The sequence below is a fragment of the Mycobacterium lepromatosis genome (assembly GCF_000975265.2).
GTDB lineage: Bacteria > Actinomycetota > Actinomycetes > Mycobacteriales > Mycobacteriaceae > Mycobacterium > Mycobacterium lepromatosis.
The window spans coordinates 2,542,745-2,562,257 of sequence record NZ_CP083405.1 but is presented as its reverse complement, the minus strand read 5'-3'; the positions used below and the strand labels follow the sequence as shown (position 1 = coordinate 2,562,257).

Genomic DNA, 19,513 nt, shown 5'->3' with positions numbered 1-19,513 from the left:
TATGTAACACGGTGTTCGACGGCGAAAGGGTGCCATTGGTGTCGTTCGATTCCCTCAGCCCTGACGAGCTAGCGGCCGTACATGTACGCCACCAGCAGGATTATGCGGAGCTGCAGAGCAGGAAGCTGGCTTTGGATCTGACTCGCGGCAAGCCGTCCCCAGAGCAGCTCAATCTGTCCAACCAGCTGTTGTCTTTGCCCGGAGACAATTACCGTGACTCTGAGGGTGTAGACACCCGCAACTACGGCGGGCTGCACGGCTTGCCCGGATTACGGGCTATCTTCGCTGAGCTGCTCGGCATTCCGGTGCCCAACCTGATCGCGGGCATCAACTCCAGCCTGGAGTTGATGCACGATTTGGTCGTCTTCTCGGTGTTGTACGGCGGTGTGGACTCGGCGCGTCCCTGGAAGGACGAAGCGAGCGTCAAGTTTCTGTGCCCCGTCCCCGGATACGATCGGCATTTTGCCATTACCGAGACGATGGGCATCGAGATGATCCCGATTCCGATGCGCCACGACGGTCCCGACGTTGATCTGATCGAAGAGTTAGTCGTCGTCGATCCCACAATCAAGGGTATGTGGACGGTACCGGTGTTCGGCAACCCCACCGGGGTCACCTACTCTTGGGAAACGGTGCATCGGCTCGTCCAGATGCGGACGGCAGCACCCGACTTCCGGTTGTTCTGGGACAACGCATACGCGGTGCACACCTTGACGCATGACTTCATCCGCCAGATCGACGTGCTGGGGCTGGCTGCTAAAGCCGGCAATCCGCATCGGCCTTACGTTTTTACGTCCACCTCAAAGATCACTTTCGCCGGTGGCGGTGTCAGTTTCCTAGGCGGATCGCTTGGCAACATCGCCTGGTACCTGCAATACGCGGGGAAGAAGTCGATTGGCCCCGACAAGGTCAACCAGTTACGGCATTTGCGCTTCTTCGGTGATGCTGAAGGGGTCCGTCTGCACATGCTGCGCCACCAGAAGATATTGGCGCCAAAATTCGCGTTAGTAGAAGAGATTCTGAAGCAGCGGCTCGGCGACTCCAACATCGCCTCCTGGTCCAAGCCCAAGGGCGGCTATTTCATCAACCTCGATGTCCTACCCGGAACGGCGCGCCGGACTGTTGCCCTGGCCAAGGCTGCCGGCATTTCAGTTACCGAGGCGGGTGCGTCATTCCCGTACCGAAAAGATCCGGATGATAAGAACATTCGGTTAGCGCCGAGTTTCCCGTCGATGTCGGACTTACGTAATGCAGTCGATGGGCTGGCGACGTGTGCATTGCTGGCGGCTTCCGAGTCGCTGCTCACTGGCCGGTGCTAGCCTCCTCGACGTCGTCCGGTCGTTAGTCAGCGGCTCGCCTTGACTGCCTGCCTCTCAACAGACCCTCCGGGGTCCGCATCGTCATTGGGCCTGAGTAGCCTGCTGACGTGGCTCTGTACCGCAAGTATCGACCGGCAGCCTTGGCCGAGGTGGTGGGGCAAGCGCATGTCACTGAGCCGTTGTCCATTGCTTTGGAAGCTGGCAGGATCAACCATGCTTACTTGTTCTCCGGGCCGCGTGGCTGTGGAAAGACCTCCTCGGCGCGCATTCTGGCGCGGTCGCTAAACTGTGCGCAGGGGATCACGGCCACGCCGTGTGGTGTATGTGAATCATGCTTGTCGTTAGCGCCCAACGCGCCCGGCAACATCGATGTGGTGGAGCTCGACGCCGCCAGCCACGGCGGCGTGGACGACACTCGTGAGTTGCGTGACCGCGCGTTCTACGCGCCGGCCCAGTCGCGGTACCGTGTGTTCATCGTCGACGAAGCGCACATGGTGACCACTGCCGGCTTTAACGCGCTACTCAAGATCGTCGAGGAACCGCCTGACCACTTGATCTTCATTTTCGCCACCACCGAGCCGGAGAAGGTGCTGCCGACGATTCGATCGCGCACCCATCATTACCCGTTTCGGCTGCTGCCGCCGCGCACCATGAGAGCGTTGATCGGGCGCATCTGTGAGCAGGAGGGCGTCGTTGTCGACGATGCGGTGTATCCTCTGGTCATTCGGGCCGGTGGCGGCTCCCCACGGGACACGCTGTCGGTGTTGGACCAGCTGATGGCTGGCGTGGAGGGTGATCACGTGACCTACCAGCGGGCACTGAATCTGCTAGGTGCTACCGACGTTGGACTGATAGACGACGCTGTCGATGCGCTCGCGGCTCACGATGCGGCAGCATTGTTTGGTGCGGTCGAATCGGTGATCGATGCTGGCCACGATCCACGGCGTTTCGCTACCGATATACTAGAGCGATTCCGCGATCTCATCGTCCTGCAGGCGGTTCCTGATGCGGCGGCCCGTAGCGTGGTGGATGCGCCGGAGGACGTGCTGGACCGTATGCGGGAGCAAGCGGTCCGAATCGGACCTGCGACTTTGACCCGTTACGCTGAGGTAGTACAGGCCGGGTTGGGGGAGATGCGTGGTGCAACTGCGCCGCGTCTGCTGCTCGAAGTGGTTTGCGCGCGGCTGCTGCTGCCCTCGGCCACGGACGCCGAGTCGGCGCTGCTGCAACGGGTCGAGCGAATCGAGGCCCGGCTGGACATGTCGATCCCCGCCAGGGCAGCATACCCGCTTCAGTCAGCGCCCGCCGAGAAGGTTGCCCGGCCTAGTCCCCCTCCCCAGTCTTGCTTGGCTTCCCCGGATTCCCGGTCCGCTGCGGATGCTCAGCCTTCCAAACTGGCTTCGCCGCCAGCTGCCGCTGAGCCAACCCCTATCATGGGTGAACCCAATGCGGCCGCGGTACGAACCATGTGGCCGACGGTGCGCGAGAAGGTGCGCCAGCGCAGCCGCACTACCGAGGTGATGCTGGCGGGCGCGATCGTCCACGCGGTTGAGGACAACACCTTGGTGTTGACCCACGGATCAGCACCACTGGCCAAGCGGCTGTCTGAACAGCACAATGTAGATGTTGTCGCTGAAGCGCTTAAAGATGCGCTGGGTGTGAACTGGCGGGTGCGATGTGAGGTCGGCGCACCCATGCCTGCTATGAGTGTACCACCCGCTTGCGAAGGAGTAGTTGCACAGCCTACCCAGGAGAAAGCTTCTGTCCTTGACGTGGATTCTGTCCAGCAGCACGACGATGAGGGCATGCCAGCCGAAGCCGGCCGCAGAGACCCATCAGCGCCACGTAGCGACCCGGAAGAGGTTGCGCTCGAACTGTTGCAAAACGAACTGGGTGCACGCCGTATCGATAAATGGCTGACTGACGCGGTTGAAGACTAAGGCGTCCACCAAGGCCGCGTCGGTAGGCTGTCGTTACCCCAGACGTCAACTTTCGTTGCCAGTACGTGATGCAGCTGAAGGTTGTTTCGTTCAAAGGCCACACGCGATGCTGCCATATACAAACCCCAGATCTTGGCGATGGGTAGGCTGACCTCGGCAACCGCGTCGTCCCAATGCTCGACGAGGTTGCGACACCAGTCGCGCAGCGTCATCGCATAGTGATGCCGGAAGTTCTCTTCGTGCAGCACCTCCAAACCGACCTCTTGGATTTCGGTGGTAATGCGTCCCGAGCCGGTTAGTTCCCCGTCGGGGAAGACGTAACGGTCGGTGAATCCACCAGCAAAGGCGGTCGACTTGTTGTCGCATCGGGTGATGCAGTGATTAAGCAGCAGACCGCCGGTGCGCAACTTCGACTTCAGGAAGTTGAAGTAGGTGGGGTAATTCTTCACGCCGATGTGCTCGGTCAGTCCGATCGACGAAACGGCGTCGAATTCCTTCTCGCGTATGTCGCGATAGTCGGAATAACGCACTTGTGCCAGCTCTGCCAACCCCTCGTTGTCAATCGCTTTTCGAGCCCACTTCGCTTGTTCGGCCGACAGCGTCGCACCGATGACCCGGACTCCGCGTCGGGCGGCGTAGCGCACCATGCCGCCCCAGCCGCAGCCGACATCGAGCAGCCGGTCACCGGGCTGCAACCGCAGCTTCTCGAAGATCAGCCGGTATTTGTTTTCCTGCGCCTCCTCCAACGTCGTCTCGGCGTTCGGATAAACTGCGCAAGTATATGTCATCGAGGGCCCGAGCACCCATTCGTAGAACCGGTTGGAGAGGTCGTAGTGATGGCGGATGGCCTCGGCGTCACGAGCCTTACTGTGCAGTAGGCCGTCAGTGATCCGGCGCCACCGGGGAGGTGTCTCCTGCGGAGGTGGTGCGATGGGCAGCAAATGCTCAACACCAAGCGAGCGGACGACACTGGCTAGTACGCGTAGTGGTGGACGTTTGAATTGGACTCTGTCGGTCAGTGTTTTTAGCAGCGTGTAGGGATCACCGGGATGGACACCGCGGGCCTGCAGGTCACCTGCTACATATGCGCGCGCAATACCGAGCTCACCGGGAGCCGTGGCCAAGTAGGTGGCGCCGCGGGGGCTGCATAGGTCCAGACCTATTTCGGCTTCATCGTGGCCTGCGGTACTACCGTCATACGCGGTGAACTTCAGTGGCTGTCGTCCAGTTGCGGTCAAGACTGCCAGAATCTCGGCCATGGTCAGTTTGCCACCAGAAATTTGGGTGAAACGTTCGGGATCTCTGGTTGTGGTCATCGTCGTTGCACCGTCTTTGCATAAAGGTCGAGAAGGCGTGAATCGGGGTCGTATATTTTCTTCACGGCATTATAGGATTCTCCCCCATAAAGCTCGTTAAACTCCTCACGGGTATAAAAGGAATCGGAATACAACGACTTGTGCCCATCGAGCGCACTGACCTTGGCTTCGATTGTCCTGTTGGTCGCATTCTCGGTGACGCCAGCCGGCACCGAGGACCAGAACCCAACGTTTACGTAGCTGCGTCCTGGTTGGATCGGATATAGCGGCCAACTGTTGTGGTCGCGAAGCCGCAACGGGCACAACCAGATCGGAGCAATGGGCACACTGCCTAAGAACCACTCCAAGAACTCGCAGGTTCTTTCAATCGGCAGCTCGACGTCCTGCATCACTCGTTCCCGCGGTGGACGGCCATGGCGCGCCTCTATCCAGTCAGCAATGCCAAAGCGCCGGTCGGCAGCCATCAGCTTCCAGTACACGCTACTACGTCGGTAGCGGCGCGGCCACCAGCGCCGCAGTTGCCGGTTCTGCACGCCAAATGCGCGCGAGCACCAAAACCAGTCGGTGTCCCAGCGCCACACGTAATCGTGGATCGTCAACCGGTCTTCTTTAACGTCGTTATCGTGTTGGATCGACCGGTAGTAGATGTGTTGTCCGGTGTAATCGCTGACAGGTCCCGGGGTTGTGGTCCGTTTACCCACGCATAGGTAGCTTTCGTCAGCACTGAACACCACACCGTCCAGATAATCGACTGGTACGCCGTCGCGTCCGCCGGTGTCGATGATGCGTTTCATCGTCGTGACCATTGCGGTCAACGAGTGAAATCGGATGTGTCGCAGTGCTACAAAGGGTGCGACAGGCTCCAGAACGATCCGAAGCCGTGTTGAATATCCCAGCGTCCCATAGGAATTGGGGAAGGCGCGGTACAAGTCGCCGTGCTGTTCTGGAGATACTGTGAGTAATTCGCCAGCTCCGGTGAGGATATCCATTTCCAGCACCGATTCGTGTGGTAGGCCATTGCGAAACGAGGTCGATTCGATGCCCAGCCCGGTGACTGCACCGCCGAGGGTGATAGTCTTCAGTTGCGGAACCACCAGTGGCAAAAGACCGTAAGGCAAGGTTGCGGCTACCAGGTTCTCGTAGGTGCACATGCCGGCCACGTCGGCGGTGCGGGTTTCGGTGTCGATACCGATGACACCGGTCAGTCCCGATGCATCCAAGCCGGGTGCATCGCGTTTAGCTCGGGTGCGGAACAGGTTTGAGGTGGGCTTGGTGAGTCGTACGGGCGACGTGACGGGCATAGATCTAAAGCTCGCCAACAACCGCTCGACACCAGATGTGTGGGCAACCAGTGCAGGTTCTTGGACAGGCACCACATATACCCTAGTCTCCGAACACACTCCCCGCACCGATCCTCTGACCAAGTGCGAGGGCACCGTAATCACAACAAAGGAGTTGCGCCTGATGGGACCGGTGAGCGCAGTCAGCACGATCTTGATCAATGTTGAGCCCGCAGCCATACTTGCTGCGGTAGCAGACTATCAGAAGATGCGCCCAAAAATTCTGTCACCGCAGTATGATGAGTATCAGGTGTTGCAGGGCGGTCAAGGGCCGGGTACCGTCGTGAAGTGGAAGTTGCAGGTCACCAGATCACGTGTTCGCGATGTGCAGGTCAACGTTGATGTCGCGGGCCACACAGTCATTGAAAAGGACGTGAACTCGTCGATGGTAACTAGCTGGACGGTTGCTCCAGCGGGACCGGGGTCCAGCGTGGCGATGAAGACGGCATGGAACGGTGCGGGCGGTGTCAAAGGATTTTTTGAAAAGACCTTTGCGCCGCTGGGGCTTAAGAAGATCCAGGCCGAGGTGTTGGCCAACCTGAAGAACGAGTTGGAACGTTAGTCCCAGCGGGGGGGTCAGCGCGCCCGGCTCTGGGTAGCAAGGAAGCTCCTGATGCCTCGGACCACAGCGTCGGCGTATTTCTGCCTGCCTTCGGACGACTCCATCACTGCCGAGTCTGCTGGATTCTTCATGTTCCCTAACTCGACCAGGATCGACGGATATTGAGCCAGATTTAGGCCAGCCATATCGGAGCGCCCGCACAGACCACCCTGGCCAATGTAGTTAGCCGGCGGAATGCCCGAGGCCTGCAACTGGTCGCGCATGATTCGGGCGAACTGCACCGACAGCCCGGCCTGCACCGGGTTGAGCGGCGGCGCAGAGTAGATCACGTGAAAGCCCCGGCCGGACGCCGGGCCGCCGTCACCGTGCAGGCTTACGGCCGCATTGGGGTGCGACGCATTGGCCATGTTGGCTCGTTCGTCGACGCACGGGCCCAGCCCAGTGTCGTCTCCGCGTGACAGGGTGGTCCACACACCCAGGTCGTTTAACGCGGAGCGCACCTGCAGCGCGGTGTTCCAGGTAAAAGTGTGCTCCGGATAGCCACTGTTCGTTGACGTGCCGCTGGCCTGGCAGTCTTTGGTGCCGCCACGACCTGTGGGTACCTGGCGGCGGATGGATGCGTCATTGGAGCCGTTGTGGCCGGGATCGATGAACACAACCATACCAGCTATATTGGCGGGATTAGATGGATAGGCCACCGCGGTCGGGATGATCGTCGCCAAGGCCGTGACTAATAGACTTATGACCATTCGGAACCCGATATGGAGGCTGATTCGTGCGTTCACGGCGCAAAGCTAGCCTGGTGCAGTTTAGGCTCGGGGTTTCAAATCGCCCTAATATCCGTAGGCGAAACCAACTCGAGACCAAGATGCGAGGGAACTGTCATGCAACCCGGAGGTGATATGTCGGCTCTGCTCGCCCAGGCGCAGCAGATGCAGCAGAAGTTACTGGAAGCCCAACAACAGCTCGTGAACGCGCAAGTGCATGGTCAGGTTGGTGGGGGCTTGGTCAAGGTTGTTGTCAAAGGCAGTGGAGAAGTGGTTAGTGTTGCCATCGATCCTAAGGTCGTCGACCCCGGCGACATTGAGACCTTACAGGACCTGATCGTCGGCGCTATGGCCGATGCTTCCAAACAAGTCACCAAACTGGCTCAGGAGCGTTTGGGCGCGCTGACCAGCGCCATGCGTCCGACGGCACCGCCGCCAACCCCACCGACTTACATGCCAGGCACCTGACTTGCATCGATATGTTTGAGGGGCCGGTCCAGAATCTGATCGATGAGCTTGGCAAGCTGCCTGGTATTGGACCTAAAAGCGCGCAGCGCATCGCCTTTCATCTGTTATCGGCTGAACCGCAAGATATCGACCGGTTAACCGCCGTGTTGGTGGCGGTTCGCGATGGCGTGCGGTTCTGTGCGGTGTGCGGCAATGTCTCTGACGATGAGCGATGCAGAATTTGTTCTGATACCCGTCGAGATGCATCTGTGGTGTGTGTTGTTGAGGAACCGAAAGATGTCCAGGCCGTGGAGCGCACCCGCGAATTCCGCGGCCGCTATCACGTGTTGGGTGGTGCGCTTGATCCGCTATCCGGAGTTGGCCCCGACCAGCTGCGGATCCGCGAATTGCTAAGCCGCATCGGTGAGCGGGTCGACGATGTGGACATTACAGAGGTGATCATTGCCACCGACCCCAATACCGAGGGTGAGGCAACCGCCACCTATTTGGTTCGGATGCTGCGCGATATACCCGGCTTGACCGTGACGCGGATCGCGTCCGGGTTGCCGATGGGCGGTGACCTGGAGTTCGCCGACGAGCTGACACTCGGCCGTGCGCTGACCGGCCGGCGAGCGATGATCTGATTTCGCCGAAATCGATGTTTTGTAGGCACTCTCTCGGGTGTTATATGCAAAACGTCGATCTGGGGAATGTCGATAGCCGGTAGTTAGCATGCTTGCATGGGGAAAGTCTTTATTGTTTATTGGCCGGTGAGGTCATTACCGCTGACTGGATGACCGTACATGAACTTTAGCGTTGGCATGACGCGGTCTAACACGGCATTTACCTGCCGAGGTGCTCCGGCATTCACGTTGGGTGGCTGAGTTACCGGCTCCCGGCTTTCTTTGCGTGGTCAAAAGGCGGTCCTTGCCGGCGTCGCTGTCTCCGCGATTCGTGGTGCGCAGTGGGTGGGCGACGGCTTTGCTGTCGAATTGGTTGTGCCCAGCGCCCGGCCACAACGCGGCCTATCGTCTCGCAACGAGACCGTGGTCGACGACCAGATCATTCCGTGTCGGGTCGGGTTGCCGGTTACTACGTTGGCCCGCACAGCTTATGATCGCGGTCGGCTTCTGTCGCGCGGGCCGGTGGTGGCGCAGCTCGACGCTCTCATGCGGGTAGACCCCGTTTTCGGGCGAAAATGTGCTGTTGTTTGCCAGAGTGGTACTCGGATGCATGGGGTCTGCGACGGCTACGCGTGGTGCTTGCGCTCGTCTATCCGGGTGCCGCGTCTTCCAAAGAGAGTTGGTTACTTTTGTGGTTGATCGACGCCAACCTGCCCGTTCTCACCACGCAAATACCGGTCGGTCTAGGAAAACTGACGTCCGGTAGGCGTACTTATCCGGTAGGCGTACTTATATGGGCGGGGAGGGATGGAGGTAGCCGTTGAATAATGAATAATGACAGTGACCACCATCGCAGCGATTGCCGGCAATATACCCAGCGACCAGCGACGGCTACGTAAGTTGGAAGACTTAAGTCAGGTTATTACCTGCGTAATTGCCCAAGATAAATCCAACGCAGTGCTGGTTCGCGTGCGTAACGCGCTGCTCGCCAGGGGTTGGAAGGCCTAGCGAGCCGCCAGTCGCTCACGGCGCAGCAACTCCACCTCGGGCAGCTCTAGTGGCTCCAGCTCACCTACCACTTTGCTCAACAATAGGTCGGCAAGCTCGGGATTACGGGCCAGACATGGTCCGTGCATGTAGGTCGCTATCACACTGCCCTGAATGGCGCCGTCGAAGTGGTCACCGACCCGGTTGCCGACTCCCTTGACCACCGCGCCCAGTGGCGTCACCGCGGGGCCCAGCACGGTGCCACCGCGGTGGTTTTCGAAGCCGCTTAGGCGTTGGTTCAAACCGGTCAGCAACGGCGTGCTGACCAGTTCGCCGATGGTGCGCACATCTTGCGGTGTGGTAGTCACATCCAGCAAGCCCACGCCGTCGACTTGTTCCCTGGACGATGTCTCATACCATTGGCCGAGCACTTGTATAGCTGCACAGATAGCCAACACTGGTGCGCCGTAACTGGCTGCATGCTGCAGGCCCGGATACCGCAGCAGGTGTCTTGTGGCCAGCCGCTGCGCGTAATCCTCCGCGCCGCCCAGCGTGTAAAGGTCCAGTGATTCGGGCACCGGATCGGCGAGCGTCAGCTCGATAATCTCAGCCGCGATACCTCGCAACAGCAACCGTTGTCGCAGCACCACGGCGTTGCCGCCGTCGCCGTAGGTGCCCATGACGTCGGGCAACACTAGCCCGATCCGCACCGTCGAGTCAGCCATGACGCGCCAACCTGCGTTGTAGCTGACGGAACGCGGTGTAGTTGGCGATGACCTCCACCGGCCCGGGTGGGCACGAGGCGATCGCGGCTACGGTGTCGTGCACCAGAGTGTGTTCCACGCCTGCATATCCCAGGCGCACCGCTAGGTCGGTGCCGCGTTCGCCAGCGGCTACCACGGGGATCTTCTCGAAGTGTTCGAAACGCACATCCCACAACCACGACAGATCCTCACCGTCAGGCACCTTCCCGTTGACTGAGATGACCACTCCAGCGGCTTGTGTGTCCACCATCGACAGCGCCTCCTGCCAGCCCGCCGGATTCTTGGCTAGCAAGATCCGGGTGGTGTGTTCACCGATCCGTACGCTCCGGTATCGTCCGGCAACTTCGTTGACCTTGGACACTGCTGCTACTGCTGTTGTGGCGTTGGCACCTAGCGTGACGGCGGTGGCCACCGCCTGGGCGGCGTTGCCGCGATTCACCGATCCGGGCAGCGCCAGCCGCATCGGTAGCGCCAACTCGTCGGGCCCATACAAGGTGTTGTCGTCGAACCACCAGTGTGGGCTGGGTCGCTTGAAATCGGCGCCGGTGGAATACCAATGTCCGTTGTTGCGGACGATGACTTCGCCGCTGCGGGGGCAGCTGACCGAGTCGTTCGGCCAGGTGTCGCCCGCGGCCACCCAAACCACGTTCGGACTGTCGTAGGCGACCGAGGTCATCAGCACGTCGTCGCAATTGGCGATGACGATTGCCGTCGGGTGCCGGGCCAGGCCGGTGCGCAGCGTGCGTTCGATCACGTTGATCTCGCCTACGCGGTCCAGCTGGTCACGCGACAGGTTAAGCAGTACGACGACGTAAGGTGTTAGAGCATCGGCGACGTGCGGCACATGCATCTCGTCGACCTCGAGGACTGCGAGTTTGGCGGCACGATTCGCGGCCAGCGCGGCCACTAGGCCAGCGTCCATGTTGGCGCCTTCAGCATTGGTGGCCACTGAGCCGGGGGGCAGTGTGCTCAACGCGTCCACAGTCATCCGGGTGGTCGTCGATTTGCCGTTGGTGCCGGTGACGACGATGATGCGCCGGCCCGCTCCGAGCTGGCTGAGAATTGAGCGGTCCAGGGTTATCGCCACCAGGCCGCCGATCATTGTCCCAGCTCCGCGTCCGGTGATCTGTGATGTCCACCGCGCGCTTGCTCCGGCGGCCAGGGCTAGACGTGCGCGGACGGTAAACACCTGTGCAGTTTAGGGCGATCGCAAGCGCAGCGCTTGCGTTGGGTGCAGCGGGTCGCCCTAAAATATTTGCGGGCCAACACGACGTGCAACGCCACCGTTGATGTCGGCTCGACTGTAATACTGCAGTTAATGAACCCGACGCTTTGGGGTCGGCCAGCGAGCCGAATGCGGGTTGGGCTGTCCTCGTCGGACAGGTCGAGCTGTCGGATTTTCGTCCGGGTTTGGTTGGCCCAGATAATCAGCCTTGCCGTACTCGGCTTTGATGTCGACGGACGTGTGGAGTGGTCCCTGGTCAGCTTGCTTAATCTCGGGTCCCACCCACGTGCATCGCCTGACGGCCGCCATGCTCGAGTCCGTCTCAATTGCTGACATGGTCGGTGACATGTCCGAGGTGTTGCTCGACAGCACGCTGGTGGCGAGCAATGTTGCGTTCGCCTACGCATTTCTCGCCGCGGAGGCCGAGATCTTGGGAGCTGAACTCTTCGTCGACAGTGCCATGTACTATGGTCTAGCGGTTAGGCCTGGGGATCTGATATTCCGAGACTCGAGGCGTTCGCGGCGCACCACTGGGGTATCCCCAAGAAGCGGTCGCATGATGCCTTCGGCTATGCTATGGTTTTGACCAGGGTATTGGCGATGGTGTTCAAACGGGGACACCAACTCGACTTGTGGTTTCTGACGGTCTGGCACAACGCCCGGGCGGTTCACGATGGGCTGCGACCGTTGAAGGTGTTGGTTGCCCGCATGCTGTGTCCGTATCTCAACCTGGGGAGATACGTTGGCGGTAGGCCGCTGACCCCCAAGGCATGCGGGTGGACCTGGCCGCTGAGTTGGCACGCACCCAGGAAGAACTTGTCGAGTGAATCCTGCACGCTGGGCTGGCCTACTGAGAGGCTGTTGACCGCGAGACCTCGCTGGTGATTTGCAACGAAGCCACTCCCGCGCAGAGTAAGGGTTATCTCGCCAGGCAATTGGATGTGCCGGTGGTTTCTGAGAGCAATTCATGGACTACGTTCGCGCTGTCGTCTGTGGTACTTTCCTGGATGAATTCACTAGTGCCGCGGTTACCGACGAGCAAGTCACACTGTTTTGATGAATTAGGTAACTCGAGTAAACCCGCTGAGACCGTTCGTTCCCGATATCCTCTGTGTGCCGAACAGACCGCCTGGCCCGGATGGGCCAGGCACGCCGATGACAAATGGAGCCTTGAAGTTAGGGAAGAGCCGTCACCGGTGCCTGTTACTGAGTCTTAGCCGGACATTGCCCGGTTGATCCCTGAGACGACGGCACGCAGCGACGCTGTAGTGATCGACGGTGCAATGCCCACACCCCATGCTGTGTGCCCATGTACCGACACCTCGACGTATGCAGCAGCCTGCGCGTCATCGCCGGCGTTCATCGCGTGCTCGGAATAATCCAGGACGGCCACATGTAAGCCGACGTGTTCCAGCGCGTCGATGAAAGCGGCCAGTGGGCCGTTGCCGACCCCGCTAATTTCGGTCTCTTCGCCGTTGATCTTGACGGTAGCGGCAATGCTGGTGCTGCCGCCGTCTTCCTCTGCGGCATTGACCCGCTGCTTTATGCGTTCTAACGGCTGCACCGGTGCGAGGTACTCCTTGAAGAACAAGTCCCACATCTCCTTGGGTGTGATCTCGCCTCCTTCGCCCTCACTGATTTTCTGGATCACTCGAGAAAACTCGATCTGCAGCCGTCGCGGCAATTCCAGACCGTGGTCGGTCTTCATGATGTAAGCCACGCCTCCCTTACCGGACTGCGAGTTGACCCGGATCACTGCCTCGTAGGTGCGGCCGACGTCGTGCGGGTCGATCGGCAGGTACGGCACCTGCCACAGGATGTCGTCGACATTGGAGTCGGCGGCGTCCGCATCGATCTTCATCTGGTCTAGGCCCTTGTTGATGGCATCCTGATGGCTGCCAGAGAAAGCGGTGTAGACGAGATCTCCCCCGTAGGGGTGACGTTCGTGCACCCGCAACTTGTTGCAATACTCTACCGTTCGCCGGATCTCGTCGATATTGGAGAAGTCGATCTGGGGGTCCACACCGCGGGAAAACAGGTTCAGCCCCAGCGTTACCAGGCACACGTTGCCGGTGCGTTCCCCGTTACCGAACAAGCAGCCCTCGATTCGGTCGGCACCGGCGTGATAGCCCAATTCGGCTGCGGCGACGGCGGTTCCGCGGTCGTTGTGTGGATGCAGGCTTAGGATGACGGACTCTCGGTTGGCCAGATTGCGGCTCATCCACTCGATAGAATCGGCGTAGACATTGGGGGTGGCCATCTCCACGGTGGCAGGCAGGTTGAAAATGATCGGGTTTTCCGGTGTCGGTTGAATGACTTCGCCGACAGCGTCGCACACCTGTTTGGCGTATTCCAGCTCGGTTCCGGTATAGGATTCCGGTGAATACTCGAATCTCCAGTGCGTGCCCGGGTACTTGACCGCCTCTTCGACACACTTACGAGCACCGTCGGTCGCGATGGCCTGTACTGCGGCTTGGTCGGCGCGAAAAACCACGCGGCGCTGCAGAATTGACGTTGAATTGTAGAAGTGCACTATAACCCTCGACGCGTTTTCGCAGGCTTCGAAGGTGCGTTCAATCAGTTCAGGTCGGCATTGGGTCAGCACCTGGATAGTGACGTCGTCCGGAATGGCGCCTTCGGTGATGATCTCGCGAACGAAGTCGAAGTCAGTTTGGCTGGCCGATGGGAACCCTACCTCGATCTCCTTGTAGCCCATGCGAACCAGCAGGTCGAACATGCGGCGTTTGCATACAGGGCTCATCGGGTCGATCAGTGCCTGGTTGCCGTCCCGCAGATCCACCGCACACCATAGAGGTGCGCAATCAATGACGCGGTCGGGCCAGGTGCGGTCAGCCAGCCGGATAGGCTCGACTTCCTCGGCGAACGGCCGGTACCGGCAGACCGGCATTAATGTAGCTCGTTGGGGATTCCACCGGGGTTGGCCGGGACTGGGCGGGCCCATGGGCTTGGTGACGGTGGGCGCCGATTTGTAGGCATTTGCTGACTCCTGGCTCAAAGCCTCAGAAAAGCTGGCCACAATACTTGCTCCGGGATGTGAGAAGGAACCTCAGACCGGCGCATAGTGAACTCCCACGACGGGAAGCCGGTCTACATCAGACCCCGCCGCGGCGTTCGAGAAGGAGTACCTGCAGCACGATCTGCATTATACCGCGATGGGCGTCGCTGCCAAACCACAGACTGAGCTTCGGCATGTGCACCAAGTCTCAGCCGTAGGCACTGGGGTCGGATCGGCCTGCCGTACAGTTGACCGTTGGTGCCAGCGTTACCCCTGTGCTGCGCCCACCAGCGAGCCGATACCCTGCAAATCCTGTGTCACTGCCAGCACTAACTCCGGGCCGTGACCGCAAATGACATGTGCTGTTTCCCGCCAAGCAGGATCCGGCGATTCCCACCACCAGGGATGCGCGACGTATCGCGATCGCCGGGGAGTTTATGGATTTCCGCTCAAATACCCATATAGTACGCCGATTAATTAGGTTCTAGAAAGGGTTTCAGGCCCAGTCGACAGATCTTGTTGACATCCCCAGCTTGCTGCATAACTATGCTGACTCCATCCGCTGCGAGGTGCCGGTGAGCGCACGGTGCTCGACGCATGGTATGCATCGTCGCAGTGCCATCCCCACGTATTCTGTTCTGGACCTACTAGCCAGGGAGATAACCAGAAAGGCAGTGCAACAGTGGCGCTCGTCGTACAGAAGTACGGTGGATCCTCGGTGGCCGACGCCGATCGGATTCGCCGTGTTGCTGAGCGCATCGTTCAAACCAAAAAACAGGGCAATGACATCGTTGTGGTGGTTTCCGCGATGGGCGACACCACCGACTACCTGCTAGATCTAGCGCAGCAGGTATGCCCGGAGCCGCCAGCTCGCGAGCTGGACATGCTGCTGACCGCGGGGGAGCGCATCTCCAATGCGCTGGTGGCCATGGCGATCGAATCATTCGGCGCCCAGGCTCGCTCGTTCACCGGCTCGCAAGCTGGTGTCATCACCACCGGCACCCACGGCAACGCCAAAATCATCGATGTCACACCGACCCGGCTGCAGTTCGCGCTCGACGAAGGGCGGATCGTGTTGGTCGCCGGATTTCAGGGCGTTAGCCAGGACACCCGCGATATCACCACGCTGGGCCGCGGCGGCTCGGACACCACCGCAATCGCCATGGCCGCGGCATTAGGCGCCGACGTATGCGAGATCTATACCGACGTGGACGGAGTCTTCAGCGCCGACCCGCGGGTCGTGCACAATGCCCGCAAGCTCGACACCGTGACCTTCGAGGAGATGCTCGAGATGGCGGCTTGCGGCGCCAAAGTGTTGATGCTGCGCTGCGTGGAATACGCACGCCGCCAGAACATTCCGGTGCATGTCCGGTCGTCGTATGCTGACAAACCAGGTACTGTAATCGTTGGATCGATCAAGGACGTACCTATGGAAGACCCCATACTGACCGGAGTCGCGCACGACCGCAGCGAGGCCAAGGTGACCATCGTCGGGATACCCGACATCCCGGGTTACGCGGCCAAAGTGTTCCGAGCTGTCGCCGACGCTGACGTGAACATCGATATGGTGTTGCAAAACGTATCCAAGGTCGAAGACGGCAAGACCGATATCACTTTCACCTGCTCCCGCGATAGCGGACCCATCGCGGTGGCCAAGCTGGATTCGCTCAGCAACGAGATCGGCTTCACCCAGCTGCTCTATGACGATCATATCGGCAAGGTATCTTTGATCGGCGCCGGCATGCGCAGTCACCCTGGGGTCACGGCGACCTTCTGCGAGGCGCTGGCTGCTGTTGGGGTCAACATCGAGCTCATCTCCACCTCGGAAATCCGGATCTCGGTGCTGTGCCGTGATACCGAACTAGACAAGGCCGTCTGTGCGTTGCATGAGGCGTTCGGGCTCGGTGGCGAGGACAAGGCGACCGTGTACGCAGGGACGGGGAAGTAATGGGTGCCAAAGGTTTGGCAATCGGGGTAGTGGGTGCCACCGGCCAAGTCGGCCACGTGATGCGCACGCTGCTCGACCAGCGCGATTTCCCGGCCGATTCCGTGCGTTTTTTTGCCTCAGCCCGGTCCCAGGGTCGTAAGTTGGCCTTTCGCGGCCAGAAGATCGAGGTGGAAGACGCCGAGACGGCCGATCCCACCGGTCTAGACATCGCGTTGTTCTCTGCCGGTGCATCAATGTCTCGGGTGCAGGCGCCGCGTTTCGCCGCCGCCGGAGTGACGGTGATCGACAATTCGTCAGCGTGGCGCAAGGACACGCAAGTGCCGTTGGTGGTGTCCGAGGTGAACTACAACAGGGATGTGCGGGACGCTTTCCCGCTCCCCAAGGGCATCATTGCCAATCCTAACTGCACCACCATGGCCTCAATGCCGGTGCTCAAGGTGCTGCACGACGAAGCTCAGCTGTTGCGAATAGTGGTGTCATCGTATCAAGCGGTCTCCGGTAGCGGTCGGGCCGGGGTGGCCGAGCTGGTCGCCCAGGTGCGTGCGGTTATCGACGTTGCTGAGCAATTAGTACACGACGGTGGTGCCGTGCAATTTCCCGCGCCCAGCAAGTATGTAGCGCCGATCGCCTTCAACGTGGTGCCCCTCGCCGGATTGCTGGTGGACGACGACTCAGGCGAGACGGATGAAGACCAGAAGCTGCGCTTTGAGAGCCGCAAGATTCTGGGCATTCCCGACCTATTGGTCAGCGGTACTTGTGTTCGGGTTCCGGTGTTCACTGGGCATTCGCTGTCGATCAACGCCGAATTCACCCGGCCGCTGTCGCCGCAACGAGCCCGCGAACTGCTGGACGGCGCTCCGGGCGTGAAATTGGTCGATGTGCCGACGCCGCTGGCCTCCGCCGGTGTCGACGAATCACTGGTCGGCCGCATCCGGTGCGACCCCGGGGTACCCGACGGGCGTGGCTTGGCACTGTTCGTCTCTGGTGATAACTTGCGTAAAGGCGCGGCGCTCAATGCGATCCAAATCGCCGAGTTGCTAGCCACGCAGCTATGATCCACGGGTGAGTTTTGCCCGTTTCGCGGGGTGCTCGTGGTACGCCGCGTTGTTTTTGTGTGTCGCACAGGTTTTTTGGGTTGCTTCTTGGACAGCGCATGCCGATCCACCCGCCCCGGCACCAGAGCCGATTCTGCGGCCTCTGGTGCCGGGGCAAGTGTTGCGAATCGGTCCGACGGCGGGCACAGGAACCCGTACCGGTGACTATGGCATCGGCGCCACCGACTTGTGCGAGTTCATCGAGTTCCCCGCCGAGCTTTTGCAGGTTTGTGGTGACAGCTTTGCCGGCCAGGGGGTCGGGTTCGGTGGCTGGTCCTCACCGGTCGCGCTGCACGTGGATACTGCGTCGGTCGACGACCCGACCGGGGTGCGTTACATCGGCGTCACCGGTGTCGATAAGCCGTTGCTGGCCGACTCCGCACCGCCGGGGGATTCGCAGCTGCCTGCTGGCGTGGTGCAAATTAACCGGCACAACTACCTGATGGTGACTACGACCAAAGACCTGGAGCCACAGGACTCGCGGCTGGTCACGGCCGAGCCTGCGCGTGTCGGTTGGCAGACCGTACCAGGATCGCGACGCGCCGCGGCCTCCCATGACGGCCGGCAGACGCAGATCAGCGGGTACTACGACCCGATACCCACCCCTGACTCGTCGAGTGGGTGGGTATACATCGTGGCCAACAGTTTCACCCGCAGAGATCCTGTGCAGCTTTTTCGGGTCACACCGCAAACGTTCACCGACCGGTCTCGGTGGCAGGGTTGGGCGGCTGGACCTGATGGCGGTTGGAACAAGCCCCCGACACCGCTCTGGCCTGACAAGGTTGGCGAGATGTGCATTAAGCAGATTGATGGCCAGGCAGTGCTGTCCTATTTCAACGCCACCACTGGCAATATGGAGGTCCGAGTTGCCGCCGATCCGACGTTGCTGGGCACCTCCCCGGTGACTACGGTGGTGCAACACGATGAGTGGCCCGATCCGGCGGAAAGCCTGCCGCCTCCGTACGACAATCGGCTAGCCCAACCGTATGGAGGGTACATCTCACCCGGTTCCACCCTTGATGAGCTGCGGATCTTCGTCAGCCAGTGGGACACCCGCGCGCGGATGAGTGCGCTGTACCGGGTGATCCAATTCGCGGTCAACCCGTTCAAACCCTGATCAGCGGCCTAGACTGCGCGTCCCGCCACCGCATGAGCTGCGGTGTATTCAACCTGTATTGCCTCGTTAAAATAGGCGTTCCATAGGGGGCGTTCGTATCAGCTCAGTGAATCTGGCCCACAGATTCAGCTATGGCTGAGCCGTAGGTGGTAAGTGTATTGGGGCCGAGTACAGCGTTGAGCGCTCTTCCAGTCCATTTTTCGCTGGTCTTAATTCGTTTCGATGAATTGGATCGGGCACATCGCTTCGTTGCTAAAGTACGTGGCTAGGTACGAGGGCACTGTGTTAGGTTACGGGTGTCGTCGGATTCATTTACTAACCGGATGGCGGCGTGCCCGACGACGAAGTTCATCAAGATCCCGGGGTACCTCTAGGCGGCGAGCTGTCTGCTGTTTGTACAGCGGTTTGATCACTCACGGTTGTTCCGCTGAGCCCTTTCGTGCGCCACTAGGCGGGTCGGGTAAACTGAGGTATAAGTGTGATCACCTAGCCTATTTGCAGCTATTGGATACGACGCGTGGGTAGCGGCGGACTGTAATCAATTGCTCCGGCTCACTTGGGAAAAGTGCTAATATCGCGAAGTCCTTGCGGTAATCAACATCGCTAGTAGGGACGGTCGCTCCGTGGTCGTCCTGTCCGGCTAGGATGGTGGGTTGTGCAAGAAATACGCGTCACCTGATTTCTCTGCAAGGTGCTCGTCAATTTGATCGGCCGCTCCTTTAAAGAGCCACTATTCTGGTTTCTTTTCTTGCCAGGGCTCGCTGCGTAGGACGCGAGAATAAACAGGATTGATGCAGCGTCCAGGTCGACGCTTTCTTGACGGAGTGTAATCTAGTTGGCAACACAGAAACCGGCGAAACCGGGGCGTGGTGGTAGCGGCGAGCCCGCTGCTTACGGTTTGGACGTCTAGCACGGCGGCATCTGATGTTAGCCACGGATGCTTGACGTTCACTGTAGTGATCACTGCTAAGAATTGATGCCAAACTTTGTTGGCTTCAGCAACTTCGACTGACGAGCTTGTTGGTGACGTTTCGGTCAGTGGTAAGCT

The 19,513-nt window shown here is 60.0% G+C and carries 16 protein-coding genes and 1 pseudogene; 11 read left to right on the top strand and 6 right to left on the bottom strand.

The window, feature by feature from the left end; genetic code table 11:
• Positions 1–38: 38 nt before the first annotated feature.
• Together MLPF_RS12325 and MLPF_RS12320 are read left to right on the top strand one after the other, a co-directional pair.
• Positions 39–1,319 carry an aspartate aminotransferase type Ic gene (locus tag MLPF_RS12325; protein WP_156147268.1) on the top strand — a complete coding sequence of 427 codons (1,281 nt, stop codon included), beginning with the start codon at positions 39–41 and terminating at the stop codon, positions 1,317–1,319.
• 107 nt (positions 1,320–1,426) lie between these two features.
• Positions 1,427–3,259: a DNA polymerase III subunits gamma/tau gene (locus MLPF_RS12320; protein WP_045843749.1), complete on the top strand. Its 1,833-nt coding sequence runs from the start codon at positions 1,427–1,429 to the stop codon at positions 3,257–3,259.
• Here the strand turns inward: MLPF_RS12320 and MLPF_RS12315 are convergent.
• A complete protein-coding gene (locus MLPF_RS12315; protein WP_193386774.1) occupies positions 3,256–4,575 on the bottom strand; it encodes a cyclopropane-fatty-acyl-phospholipid synthase family protein in 1,320 nt (439 codons plus the stop codon). The genes MLPF_RS12320 and MLPF_RS12315 overlap by 4 nt on opposite strands.
• Positions 4,572–5,951 carry an FAD-binding oxidoreductase gene (locus tag MLPF_RS12310; RefSeq protein ID WP_045843770.1) on the bottom strand — a complete coding sequence of 460 codons (1,380 nt, stop codon included), beginning with the start codon at positions 5,949–5,951 and terminating at the stop codon, positions 4,572–4,574. Before MLPF_RS12310 ends, MLPF_RS12315 begins: the two co-directional genes overlap by 4 nt.
• Before the next feature lie 88 nt (positions 5,952–6,039).
• Between MLPF_RS12310 and MLPF_RS12305 the strand changes: the two genes are divergently transcribed.
• Positions 6,040–6,477: an SRPBCC family protein gene (locus tag MLPF_RS12305; RefSeq protein WP_045843748.1), complete on the top strand. Its 438-nt coding sequence runs from the start codon at positions 6,040–6,042 to the stop codon at positions 6,475–6,477.
• Positions 6,478–6,491: 14 nt separating this feature from the next.
• On the opposite strand, the gene MLPF_RS12300 is transcribed toward MLPF_RS12305, so the two are convergent.
• Positions 6,492–7,226: an Rv3717 family N-acetylmuramoyl-L-alanine amidase gene (locus MLPF_RS12300; protein WP_045843747.1), complete on the bottom strand. Its 735-nt coding sequence runs from the start codon at positions 7,224–7,226 to the stop codon at positions 6,492–6,494.
• A 135-nt stretch (positions 7,227–7,361) separates the two neighbouring features.
• Between MLPF_RS12300 and MLPF_RS12295 the strand changes: the two genes are divergently transcribed.
• The 4 genes from MLPF_RS12295 (at position 7,362) to MLPF_RS12280 (ending at position 9,322) form a co-directional block, all read left to right on the top strand.
• Complete coding sequence (locus MLPF_RS12295; RefSeq protein WP_045843746.1) at positions 7,362–7,712, top strand: YbaB/EbfC family nucleoid-associated protein; 351 nt, start codon at positions 7,362–7,364, stop codon at positions 7,710–7,712.
• A gap of 11 nt (positions 7,713–7,723) precedes the next feature.
• On the top strand, positions 7,724–8,335 hold the full coding sequence (gene recR, locus MLPF_RS12290) for a recombination mediator RecR (RefSeq protein WP_045843745.1): 612 nt from the start codon (positions 7,724–7,726) through the stop codon (positions 8,333–8,335).
• Between the two features lie 261 nt (positions 8,336–8,596).
• On the top strand, positions 8,597–9,013 hold the full coding sequence (locus MLPF_RS12285; protein ID WP_082082430.1) for a hypothetical protein: 417 nt from the start codon (positions 8,597–8,599) through the stop codon (positions 9,011–9,013).
• A gap of 135 nt (positions 9,014–9,148) precedes the next feature.
• Positions 9,149–9,322 (top strand): hypothetical protein, encoded by a 174-nt coding sequence (locus tag MLPF_RS12280; protein ID WP_156147262.1) that lies wholly within the window; start codon positions 9,149–9,151, stop codon positions 9,320–9,322.
• Here MLPF_RS12280 and MLPF_RS12275 read toward each other — a convergent pair.
• Together MLPF_RS12275 and MLPF_RS12270 are read right to left on the bottom strand one after the other, a co-directional pair.
• On the bottom strand, positions 9,319–10,026 hold the full coding sequence (locus MLPF_RS12275; protein ID WP_045843744.1) for a type 1 glutamine amidotransferase: 708 nt from the start codon (positions 10,024–10,026) through the stop codon (positions 9,319–9,321). The two genes, MLPF_RS12280 and MLPF_RS12275, sit on opposite strands and share 4 nt — an antisense overlap.
• Positions 10,019–11,254 carry a Mur ligase family protein gene (locus MLPF_RS12270; protein WP_045843743.1) on the bottom strand — a complete coding sequence of 412 codons (1,236 nt, stop codon included), beginning with the start codon at positions 11,252–11,254 and terminating at the stop codon, positions 10,019–10,021. Before MLPF_RS12270 ends, MLPF_RS12275 begins: the two co-directional genes overlap by 8 nt.
• Before the next feature lie 143 nt (positions 11,255–11,397).
• On the opposite strand from MLPF_RS12270, the pseudogene MLPF_RS16515 reads away from it, so the two are divergent.
• A pseudogene (locus MLPF_RS16515) lies at positions 11,398–12,347 on the top strand (DEDDh family exonuclease).
• Between the two features lie 156 nt (positions 12,348–12,503).
• On the opposite strand, the gene leuA reads toward MLPF_RS16515, so the two are convergent.
• A complete protein-coding gene (gene leuA / locus MLPF_RS12255) occupies positions 12,504–14,252 on the bottom strand; it encodes a 2-isopropylmalate synthase (protein WP_045843742.1) in 1,749 nt (582 codons plus the stop codon).
• 736 nt (positions 14,253–14,988) lie between these two features.
• Between leuA and MLPF_RS12250 the strand changes: the two genes are divergently transcribed.
• Genes MLPF_RS12250 through MLPF_RS12240 form a run of 3 tightly spaced genes read left to right on the top strand, consistent with a single transcriptional unit; the run spans position 14,989 to position 18,465 of the window.
• Entirely contained in the window at positions 14,989–16,254 is a 1,266-nt protein-coding gene (locus MLPF_RS12250) for an aspartate kinase (protein WP_045843741.1), read from the top strand.
• Entirely contained in the window at positions 16,254–17,309 is a 1,056-nt protein-coding gene (locus MLPF_RS12245) for an aspartate-semialdehyde dehydrogenase (RefSeq protein ID WP_045843740.1), read from the top strand. Before MLPF_RS12250 ends, MLPF_RS12245 begins: the two co-directional genes overlap by 1 nt.
• A 49-nt stretch (positions 17,310–17,358) precedes the next feature.
• Positions 17,359–18,465 (top strand): DUF4185 domain-containing protein, encoded by a 1,107-nt coding sequence (locus MLPF_RS12240; RefSeq protein ID WP_193386776.1) that lies wholly within the window; start codon positions 17,359–17,361, stop codon positions 18,463–18,465.
• Positions 18,466–19,513: the final 1,048 nt, after the last annotated feature.